10 protein-coding genes are annotated in these 9,544 nt (G+C 68.4%); 6 read left to right on the top strand and 4 right to left on the bottom strand.

All coding sequences use genetic code 11. From position 1 onward, the window contains the following. The 3 genes from J5F18_RS00665 to J5F18_RS00675 all read left to right on the top strand — a co-directional run. Window positions 1–693: DMT family transporter (locus J5F18_RS00665; RefSeq protein WP_346300450.1), on the top strand; the 693-nt coding region annotated here is incomplete at its 5' end. A 161-nt stretch (window positions 694–854) separates the two neighbouring features. Beyond that, entirely contained in the window at window positions 855–1,640 is a 786-nt protein-coding gene (locus J5F18_RS00670; protein ID WP_346300451.1) for an enoyl-CoA hydratase, read from the top strand. 124 nt (window positions 1,641–1,764) lie between these two features. Next, window positions 1,765–2,589 carry an IclR family transcriptional regulator C-terminal domain-containing protein gene (locus tag J5F18_RS00675; protein ID WP_346300452.1) on the top strand — a complete coding sequence of 275 codons (825 nt, stop codon included), beginning with the start codon at window positions 1,765–1,767 and terminating at the stop codon, window positions 2,587–2,589. 71 nt (window positions 2,590–2,660) lie between these two features. Here the strand turns inward: J5F18_RS00675 and J5F18_RS00680 are convergent, their stop codons facing one another. Genes J5F18_RS00680 through J5F18_RS00695 form a run of 4 tightly spaced genes read right to left on the bottom strand, consistent with a single transcriptional unit; the run spans window position 2,661 to window position 6,123 of the window. After that, a complete protein-coding gene (locus tag J5F18_RS00680; protein ID WP_346302143.1) occupies window positions 2,661–3,161 on the bottom strand; it encodes a MarR family winged helix-turn-helix transcriptional regulator in 501 nt (166 codons plus the stop codon). 49 nt (window positions 3,162–3,210) lie between these two features. Beyond that, window positions 3,211–4,506, bottom strand: coding sequence for a TRAP transporter large permease (locus J5F18_RS00685; protein WP_346300453.1), 1,296 nt, complete (start codon window positions 4,504–4,506; stop codon window positions 3,211–3,213). Then, window positions 4,499–5,041: a TRAP transporter small permease gene (locus J5F18_RS00690; RefSeq protein WP_346300454.1), complete on the bottom strand. Its 543-nt coding sequence runs from the start codon at window positions 5,039–5,041 to the stop codon at window positions 4,499–4,501. Before J5F18_RS00690 ends, J5F18_RS00685 begins: the two co-directional genes overlap by 8 nt. Window positions 5,042–5,067: 26 nt before the next feature. Beyond that, complete coding sequence (locus J5F18_RS00695; protein ID WP_346300455.1) at window positions 5,068–6,123, bottom strand: TRAP transporter substrate-binding protein; 1,056 nt, start codon at window positions 6,121–6,123, stop codon at window positions 5,068–5,070. A gap of 355 nt (window positions 6,124–6,478) precedes the next feature. Between J5F18_RS00695 and J5F18_RS00700 the strand changes: the two genes are divergently transcribed. The 3 genes from J5F18_RS00700 (at window position 6,479) to J5F18_RS00710 (ending at window position 9,467) form a co-directional block, all read left to right on the top strand. Then, a complete protein-coding gene (locus J5F18_RS00700) occupies window positions 6,479–7,447 on the top strand; it encodes an MBL fold metallo-hydrolase (RefSeq protein ID WP_346300456.1) in 969 nt (322 codons plus the stop codon). A 63-nt stretch (window positions 7,448–7,510) separates the two neighbouring features. Further along, the gene (locus J5F18_RS00705) at window positions 7,511–9,235 is read left to right on the top strand and encodes an FAD-dependent oxidoreductase (protein WP_346300457.1); all 1,725 of its coding nucleotides are present in this window, start codon (window positions 7,511–7,513) and stop codon (window positions 9,233–9,235) included. After that, the gene (locus tag J5F18_RS00710; protein ID WP_346300458.1) at window positions 9,222–9,467 is read left to right on the top strand and encodes a DUF2783 domain-containing protein; all 246 of its coding nucleotides are present in this window, start codon (window positions 9,222–9,224) and stop codon (window positions 9,465–9,467) included. Before J5F18_RS00705 ends, J5F18_RS00710 begins: the two co-directional genes overlap by 14 nt. Window positions 9,468–9,544: the final 77 nt, after the last annotated feature.

Consider the following 9,544-nt stretch of genomic DNA (forward strand, 5'->3'; position numbering starts at 1 on the left):
GTGCTGCTGCGCATGCTGATCGCCTTCCTGGTCGGGCTGGTGATCCTGCTGGCCCTGAGGCGCCGGCTGCGCCGCGACCGCCGCGCCCTGGCCAGCTATGCCGCGGCGGTGCCGGGGGTATTCGGCGCCATGGCGCTGAGCTATCACGCCTCCCAGAGCCTGCCGTCGGGGATGCTCTCGGTGATGTTCGGCATGGCCCCGCTGATCTCAGGGCTGATCCTCCAGGCGCTGCCGAGGGCCACGCGCCTGCGCCGCTGGCACTGGCTGGGCTGCGCCCTGGGGGTGGTGGGGCTGGCGGTGGTCTTCGCCGACAGCCTGGTGCTCGGCAGCGATACCCTCATCGCCCTGGCCATGATGCTCGCCGCCGTGACCCTGTTCAGCGGCAGCGGCATCGCCGTGCAGCGGGTGGCGGCCGGCGTCGGCCCGCTGGAGCAGACCCTGGGCGCTCTGGCCCTCAGCCTGCCCTGCTTCCTGGCCCTGTGGCTGGCCAGCGGCGAGCCCCTGGCCGTCCCCCTGAGCCCGCGCGGCCTGTGGGCCGTGCTCTACCTGGCGCTGTTCGGCTCCCTGGTGGGCTTTCTCTGCTACTTCCTGATCCTCTCGCGGCTGCCCGCCGCCAGCGTGGCGCTGGTGACGCTGATCACCCCGGTGCTGGCGCTGGGGCTGGGCATGGGGCTCAACCAGGCGCCGCGCTGAGTCTCGTCGCCCTGGGCGCCTACCTCTTCGGCGATCGCCTCACCCGGCTCAAGGCCGCCGGCGAGCCGGCGCCGGCCTCCCTGGCGGCAGTGCGTGGACGGCGCGAGCCACGCTAGGCTGGTAGCGAACGCCAGGGCATCGACAACCATCGGGAGGTTCTCATGAGCGACTCGACCCCGCCCCTGCTGCGCCGCGACAGCGGCGGCGTGGCCACCCTGACCCTCAGCCGCCCGGAGAGCTTCAACGCCCTCTCCGAGGCGATGCTGGTGGCCCTCAAGGAGGAGCTCGGCCGCCTGGCCAACGACGGTAGCGTACGCTGCGTGGTGATCGCCGCCGAGGGGCGCGCCTTCTGCGCCGGCCACGACCTCAAGCAGATGCGCGCCCACCCCGACAAGGCCTACTACCAGGAGCTCTTCGCCCGTTGCGGCCGAGTGATGCAGGCCATCGTCGCGCTGCCGGTACCGGTGATCGCCCGGGTGCAGGGCATCGCCACCGCCGCCGGCTGCCAGCTGGTGGCCAGCTGCGACCTCGCCGTGGCGGCGCGCTCGGCGCGCTTCGCCGTTTCGGGCATCAACGCCGGGCTGTTCTGCTCCACCCCGGCGGTGGCGCTGTCGCGCACCATCAGCCGCAAGCGCGCCATGGAGATGCTGCTGACCGGCGAGTTCATCGACGCCGAGACCGCCCGGGACTGGGGGCTGGTCAACCGGGTCGCCGAGGACGACGCCCTGGACGATGCCGTGGCCGAGCTCACCACCAGCCTCTGTGCCAAGAGCGCGGTGGCGGTGCGCAACGGCAAGGGCATGTTCCAGCGCCAGCTGCAGACGCCCCTGGACGAGGCCTATGCCTTCGCCAGCGAGGTGATGGCCAGCAACATGATGGCCGAGGACGCCGGCGAAGGCATCGACGCCTTTATCGAGAAGCGCGTCCCCTGCTGGCGGCATCGCTGAATCTGGCACCCTGCCGGCGCCGCCACGCACAGGGAATGGAAGCGATTTCCGCAGGCGCGACAGCCCGCGGTCGACAGGGTATCCTGTGGCCAACAGCAGGCAACCGGCACGAGGAGAGTCGAGGGTGAGCGAGGTCAAGCGAAGGACAGCGGGACGCCCCGCCGGATCGGGGAAAGCCAGCGGCGGCCACAGCCAGTCGCTGGTGCGCGGGCTCAATCTGCTCGAGCGCCTCTCGGCGAGCCCCGGGGGCCTGGCGCTCTCGGAACTCGCCGAGCAGGCCGACCTCGCTCCCTCGACCACCCACCGCCTGCTCCAGGCCCTGCAGGGCCAGGGCTTCGTTACCCAGGACAGCGAGCTCGGCGTGTGGAGGATCGACGTCAAGACCTTCCGCATCGGCAACAGCTTCCTCGAGGCCCGCGACTTCGTCGGCACCAGCCGCCCCTTCCTGCGCCGCCTCACCACCCTGACCGGCGAGACCGCCAACCTTGGCATCCGCGACGGCGGGACCGCGGTCTTCCTGGCCCAGAGCGAGTCGCCGCAGATGATGCGCATGATCACCCGCATCGGCTCCCGGGCGCCGCTGCACGCCTCCGGCATCGGCAAGGCGCTGATGGCCTGGCTGCCCGAAGACGAGCTCGAGCGCATCCTCGCCGAACAGGGGCTCTCCCGGGTCACCGAGAACACCCTGCACACCCCCGAGGCGCTGCGCGAAGGCCTGGCCGAGATCCGCCGCCAGGGCTTCGCCTGCGACCGCGAGGAGCACGCCATCGGCCTGCACTGCGTGGCCGCCTGCCTCCACGACGAGCACGGCATCCCCCTGGCGGCCATCTCGGTCTCCGGACCGGTGGCCCGTATCCCGGAGGCTCGCCTGCTGGAGCTGGGCGCGCTGGTACGCGACACCGCCGCCGAGATCACCGCCCGACTGGGCGGACGGGTACCGGAGGCCTGATCAACTCGCCCTGTCAACGACACCGAAGCGCCCGGCCATGGCCGGCGCTTCGGTGTCGAATGGCGGCTGATCTAGCCGATACGCTCGAGCTGCCGCTCGAGCTTGCGCATCACGTTGAGCAGGTCGCGATACTCGCCGGCGCTCAGGGTCGCCACCAGCTCCGCCTCCCAGGCCTGGGCCTCGGGCACCAGCTCGGCCAGCAGCGCCTGACCCGCCTCGGTCAGGGACAGATCGTGCAGCCGCTGGTCCTTCGGCGAGGGGGTGCGGCTGATCAAACCGCGCTCCTCCAGAGCCTGGATGGCCCGGGAGACCCGCGCCTTGTCCATGTTGGTATAGGCGCAGATCTTCTTCGCCGTCAGATCGTCACAGTGGCTGAGCCAAGCCAGCACACGCCACTGAGCCACGTTGAGCCGGTAGCGCTCGGCGTAGAGTTCGGCCAGCGCCTGGCTGATCTGATCCGCCAGCCGGTTGAGCCGATAGGGCAGGAACTGGTTGAGATCCAGCTCCACCCGGGGCGACGGGGAGGCTCCCTCCCCCTCCCCTCGGTCGCCGGACCGACCGACTTCCTCCATCGTCATCGTGAGCCTCCTCGGCCAGTCGTCATCGTCACCGGAGCCGTCGTCAATAGAGCAGCTGGGGCAGGAACAGCACGATAGCCGGGAACACCAGCACCAGCAGCGCCCGTATCGTACCGGCCACCCAGAACGGCGTCACGCCACGGAAGATCGTCCCCGTGGAAACGTCCGGCAGCACCGCCCTGAGCACGAAGACGTTCATCCCCACCGGTGGCGTGATCAGGCTGATCTCGATCACGATCACCACCAGGATGCCGAACCACACCAGGTCGTAGCCCAGCCCCGCCACCACCGGGAAGAACACCGGCACGGTGAGCAGCAGCATCGACATGCTCTCGAACACGCAGCCCAGCACCACGTAGATGGCAATGATCACCAGGATCACCACGAAAGGCGCCACGTTCAGCCCGTTGACCAGCGCCAGCAGATCGCCCGGCAGCCCGGCGCGGTTGACGAAGTTGGCGAAGATCAGCGCCGTCAGCACCACCGCGAACAGCATCGCCGTGGTGCGCACCGTGTCCATCAGCACCGCCATCAGCACCTTCGGCGTCAACGCCCGGCGCATCAGGGCGATCAGGAAGGCGCCCATGGCGCCGATGCCGGCCGCCTCGGTGGGCGTGAACACTCCCAGGTAGATGCCGCCGATCACCAGCACGAACAGCGCCAGGGTGCTGCCCACGCTCTTCAGCGCCTTGATTCGCTCCGCCCAGGGCACCGCCTCCGCCGCAGGTCCCGCCGCCGGGTTGCGCCATAGCACCCACTTCACCGCGCCCAGGTAGAGGAAGATCCCCAGGATGCCGGGGATGAAGCCGGCCGCGAACAGCTCGCGAATGCTGGTCTCGGTGAGGATGCCGTAGATCACCAGCATCACGCTGGGCGGGATCAGGATGCCCAGGGTGCCGCCGGCGGCGATCGACGCCGCGGCCAGCGAGTCCTGGTAGCCGTACTTGCGCATCTGCGGCATGGCGACCCTCCCCATGGTGGCACAGGTGGCGAGGCTCGAGCCGCAGATGGCGCTGAAGCCGCCGCAGGCGACGATGGTGGCCATGGCCTGGCCCCCCTTGCGGTGGCCCAAAAAGCCGTTGGAGGCCCGGAACAGCGCATCCGAGAGCCCGGCGTGGGAGACGAAGTTGCCCATCAGGATGAACAGTGGGATCACCGACAGCCCGTAGTCCATGGCGGTGTCCACCACCCGCCGGGCGGCCATCGCCTCGGCGGCGTTCCAGTTGCCGGTCAGCAGATAGAAGCCCACGAAGCCGACGATGCCCATGGCAAAGGCCAGCGGCACCCGCAGGAACACCAGGAACAGCAGCGCGGCGAAGCCGTAGAGTGCCTCAGTCATGGGTGCCTCCCGGGCTCAGCGGACCGCCCTGCTTGACCACCCGGAACCCTTCCAGCAGGTAGAGCACCGCCCGCGCCAGGGTCAGCAGCGCCGAGAGCGCCAGCATGGCGGCGATCAGCCCGACCAGGTAGCCGCGCGGGATGCGCAGGAACTCGGTCACATCGCCCCACTCGAAGGCGCGCTCGGCCAGCGCCCAGACGCGCCGCGCCATCACCCACAGCGCCGCCGTCACCAGCAGGTTGACTATCACCTCGCGTACCCACACCAGCCGGGCGGGAAAGATCGCATCGAGCAGATCGACGCTGATGTGCTCCTGACGCCAGCACACTACCGGCAGCGACAGGAACACCAGCGCAGCCAGCATCAGCTGGGTCAGCTCCACGGCGCCGAGGATCGGGGAATTGAAGAAGTAGCGGCCGGTCACGTCGGCGGTGGTCAGCAGCATCATGCCGAAGAGGGTGGCACCGGCCACCCCCTCCAGCAGCAGCTGCAGAACCCGACCGAGGCGCGGCCAGAGGAGTGCTGAGGTCGACATGGTCATCTCTCGAGTTGCCGGTCGATTCATTCACTGACGACTTGGTCGGCGATGCTCTCGCCCTGGGCCGCCTCGGCCAGTTGCTCGCGGAAGAAGGCAAGCGCTGAGGCGGCATCGACACCGCGCGCTTCCACCGCCTCGCTCCACTCGGTCACCAGCGCATCCGTGACCGCGCGCAGCCGCTCGATATCGGCCTCGGGCACCTGAGTGAAGGTGGCTCCACGCGCCTCACCAAACTCGACCCCGCGTTCGTCGGATACGTCCATCATGTAGCCGAACAGGCGTGACAGGCGCTCGCCGGAGACCGCTTCTATGGCTTCACGATCTTCCGGGGAGATCTGGCCCCAGAACATCGGATTCATGACGATGGTGAAACTGCCGCGGTAGAAGCCGCCATCCACGGTCAAGGTGTGCGGGGCGACCTCGGCCACGCGGAAGCTGCGCAGGCTTTCAAGGGTCAGCATGGCGCCATCGACCACCCCCTGAGAGGCGGCCTCGTAGACGCCGGTCGGCGGCAGGGCCACACCCGTCACCCCCATGGCATCGCCCAGGCCGCTCATCACGCCACCGCCGACTCGCAGGCGCTTTCCTGCCAGCTCGTCGATGGACTCGATCCGGTCACGAGTGAAGATTTGACCGGGACCGTGGACGCCGGTAGCCAGCACATCGACGCCGCGATGTTCATTGGCCCTGGCCAGATGCTCCCGGTGGGTATGCCAGTAGGCGGCCGAGGCATCCTCGGAGGAGAACTCCTCGAAGGTGGGAAATTCCGGCAGCTGGGTGGCGAGAAAACGGCCGGCCATATGCGCATGGAAGATCCAGCTGGCGTCGGCGATACCGTCGGCGACCATCTCCATCTGAGAGGCGGGCGGCCCCATGTCGTGGACCACCTCGACGGTCACGCGACCCTCGGTGACCTCCTCGATCCAGGCCCCCCAGGTTGGCCAGACGAGGGTATTGATCCCATGGTTGGGCCCTCCCCAGGTGCTGACGGTGAGCGTGGTCTGGGCCAGGGCCGGCAGGCTGGCGACCAGGCCGGTCAAGGCCACGGCTCCGAGGGCAAGGCGAGAGGACTTGTTCATTGCTGTTCTCCTGGGTCGTCTGGCGGCGATAGGGGTTGTTATGCGGTGCAGGGCGGCGCGGGTGGCGCCCGGGCCCTGTTACGCCCGGGGCAGCCTCGGTCGTCACCTTGCCGCCAGACAGTCTCGTGCGCAACTAATTTGCGAGATTATTCACTTAGACTTAGGTATAAAAACCCGGTAAAAACGTTGATCTGAAGCAGATTTTTGCCGAGCCCCGCCGATACTGCCGGCGTCAAACCGCCCGATAGGCTGGACATTTAGTTTCAACAGCAACTATGATCAAGCCACACAACAGCGCTTCGCCCCTACATCAGGGCGTCAGCCACATCTGACGCCCAGACGACCCGGAGGAACCATGAGCAAGAAGTTCGCGTCCCACGCCGATACCGAAGAGAAGCAGGTCAGCTTCACCCAGCTGGCTGAGGGCCTCTACGCCTACACCGCCGAGGGCGACCCCAACACCGGCATCGTGATCGGCGACGACAGCGTGATGGTCATCGACACCCAGGCCACCCCGATCATGGCCCAGGACGTGATCCGCCGGATCCGCGAGGTCACCGACCTGCCGATCAAGCACGTGGTGCTGACCCACTACCACGCCGTCCGCGTGCTGGGCGCCTCCGCCTACGACGCCGAGAACATCTACGCCAGCCAGCACACCTATGACCTGATCGTCGAGCGCGGCCAGCAGGACTACGAGTCCGAGGTCGGCCGCTTCCCGCGCCTCTTCCAGGGCGTGGACTCCGTGCCCGGCCTGACCTGGCCCAACATCGTCTTCCAGCAGGAGCTGACGGTGTTCATGGGCAAGCGTGAGGTGCGCATCATCCACCTGGGCCGCGGCCACACCAAGGGCGACACCATCGTCTGGCTGCCCGAGGAGAAGGTGATGTTCTCCGGCGACCTGGTGGAGTACGGCGCCACCCCCTACACCGGCGACGCCTATCACGAGCACTGGCCCGCCACCCTGGAACGCCTGGAGGCCATGGCCCCCCAGCAGCTGGTGCCGGGCCGCGGCGAGGCCCTGACCACCCCCGAGCAGTGCCAGGAGGCCATCCAGGGCACCCGCGACTTCCTCAACGACATGTACGAGAGCGTCAAGGCGGGCAAGGCCGCCGGCAAGTCCCTCTCCGAGTGCTACGCCGAGACCTATGCCCTGCTCAAGCCGAAGTACGGCCACTGGGTGATCTTCGATCACTGCGTGCCCTTCGATATCACCCGCTGCTATGACGAGGCGGGCGGCGAGCACCCGGATCCGCGCATCTGGACCGCCGAGCGCGACACCGCCATGTGGCACTCGCTGCAGGAAGTGGTCGAGAACCAGTAAGGGTCCCTCGGAACGTGATCCGCCATCGGGCGCACTGCGTCCGATGGCTCATGGGAGCATCGCATGCCAACCACCTATAACAATCCCGTCTATCCCTACCGACGCCCCCCCGAACTCGATCAGGCCGAGGTGCGCCACTGCCCGGTAGTGATCGTCGGCGCCGGCCCCTCGGGCCTCACCGCCGCCATCGACCTGGCCCAGCAGGGCATCGATAGCGTCCTGCTCGACGACAACAACACCGTCAGCGTCGGCTCACGCGCCATCTGCTTCGCCAAGCGCACCCTGGAGATCCTGGACCGCCTGGGCGCCGCCCAGCCCATGCTCGACAAGGGCGTCACCTGGCAGCACGGCCGCGTCTTCTTCCAGGAGCGCGAGGTCTACGACTTCAACCTGCTGCCGGAGGAGGGTCACCGCGTACCGGCCTTCATCAACCTGCAGCAGTACTACCTCGAGGAGTACCTGGTCGACCGCGCCGACGCGCTCGGTGAGCACATCGACCTGCGCTGGCTGCACAAGGTCACCGAGGTGGACAGCCGACCGGACCAGACGGTGATCACCGTCGCCACCCAGGACGGCGACTACCGCCTCGCCTGCGACTACCTGCTGGTGGCCGACGGGGCCAACAGCAGGATCCGCGATCAGCTCGGTCTGGAGAGCAAGGGGCAGGTCTTCCAGGATCGCTTTTTGATCGCCGACGTGATCATGAAGGCCGACTTCCCCACCGAGCGCTGGTTCTGGTTCGACCCGCCCTTCCACCCTGGCCAGTCGGTGCTGCTGCACAAGCAGCCGGACAACGTCTGGCGCATCGACTTCCAGCTGGGCTGGGATGCCGACCCGGAGGAGGAGAAGAAGGAGGAGAACATCCGCCCCCGCGTGCAGGCGATGCTCGGCGAGGAGGTGGAGTTCGAGCTGGAGTGGGCCAGCGTCTACACCTTCCGCTGCCGCAAGATGGATGACTTCATCCACAACCGGGTGTTCTTCATGGGCGATGCCGCCCACCAGGTGTCGCCCTTCGGCGCCCGCGGCGCCAACGGTGGCGCCCAGGGCATCGACAACCTGGCCTGGAAGCTGGCCCGGGTGATCAAGGGCCAGGCCCCCGCGGCGCTGCTGGCCACCTACAACACCGAACGCCAGCACGGGGCGGCCGAGAACATCCTCAACTCCACCCGCGCCACCGACTTCATCACCCCCAAGAGCCGGGTGAGTCGGCTGTTCCGCGACAGCGTGCTGGAACTGGCGGAGCACTACCCCTTCGCCCGCAGCCTGGTCAACAGCGGCCGCCTGTCGCTGCCCTGCCGCTATGAGGACTCGCCCCTCAACGGGCCCGACGACTGCCGCTTCCCCGCCGAGCTGCGCCCCGGCAGCCCGGCCAAGGATGCGCCGATCCGCCGGGACGGCGAGAGCGCCTGGCTCCTCAACCAGCTGGGCAATCGTTTCGTGCTGATGCTGGACGGCCGCGTCACCACCGGCCAGGCCGACGCCCAGGCGGGGGAGCTGGCGGCCCTGCTGGACGAGCAGCCGGATCTGGGCCTGCTCCTCCTCGGCCCGGCCCCCCAGGCGCTGACCCAGCTGCCGCGCACCACCCTGATCGAGGACACCGAGGGCCTGGTCCAGGCGCGCTACGGCCTCACCGCCGGCGCCGCCTACCTGATCCGCCCCGACCAGCACGTCACGGCCCGCTGGGCCGAGTGCCGCCGCGAGGCGGTGAGCCAGGCCATCGATCGCGCCCTGGGCAAGCAGCTTGCCCCCCTTCACCAGATTCAGGGAGGCCGCCATGTCACGGCTTGAGCTGTCCGCCAACTTCACCGATCCGGACGCCTTCTACGCCGCGCTGACCGAGGCCCACCGCGATCGCAGCGAGGCCGAGAGCGAGCAGATCAACGCACGACTCATCCTGCTGCTGGCCAATCACATCGGCGACCAGCAGGTCCTGGAAGAGGCCCTGGCCCTGGCCATCGCCGGCCGGGCCAGCGGACCGGCCGCGGCTCAAGGCCGCTCGGCCCAACAGGAACAGCATTGAACGAGGAGAGGCCCATGACCACCGAGACACTCGAGTACCAGAGCGGTTTCCGCAACCATTTTTCGACCGAGGCCCTG

The sequence above is a fragment of the Halomonas sp. BM-2019 genome (assembly GCF_017584085.1).

What these genes read in the sequence shown, in the direction of transcription:
- J5F18_RS00670 (WP_346300451.1), top strand. Translation starts at nt 855, where the DNA reads ATGAGCGACTCGACCCCGCCCCTGCTGCGCCGCGACAGCGGCGGCGTG.
- J5F18_RS00680 (WP_346302143.1), bottom strand. Translation starts at nt 3,161, where the DNA reads ATGGAGGAAGTCGGTCGGTCCGGCGACCGAGGGGAGGGGGAGGGAGCC.
- J5F18_RS00685 (WP_346300453.1), bottom strand. Translation starts at nt 4,506, where the DNA reads ATGACTGAGGCACTCTACGGCTTCGCCGCGCTGCTGTTCCTGGTGTTC.
- J5F18_RS00690 (WP_346300454.1), bottom strand. Translation starts at nt 5,041, where the DNA reads ATGTCGACCTCAGCACTCCTCTGGCCGCGCCTCGGTCGGGTTCTGCAG.
- J5F18_RS00695 (WP_346300455.1), bottom strand. Translation starts at nt 6,123, where the DNA reads ATGAACAAGTCCTCTCGCCTTGCCCTCGGAGCCGTGGCCTTGACCGGC.
- J5F18_RS00700 (WP_346300456.1), top strand. Translation starts at nt 6,479, where the DNA reads ATGAGCAAGAAGTTCGCGTCCCACGCCGATACCGAAGAGAAGCAGGTC.
- J5F18_RS00705 (WP_346300457.1), top strand. Translation starts at nt 7,511, where the DNA reads ATGCCAACCACCTATAACAATCCCGTCTATCCCTACCGACGCCCCCCC.
- J5F18_RS00710 (WP_346300458.1), top strand. Translation starts at nt 9,222, where the DNA reads ATGTCACGGCTTGAGCTGTCCGCCAACTTCACCGATCCGGACGCCTTC.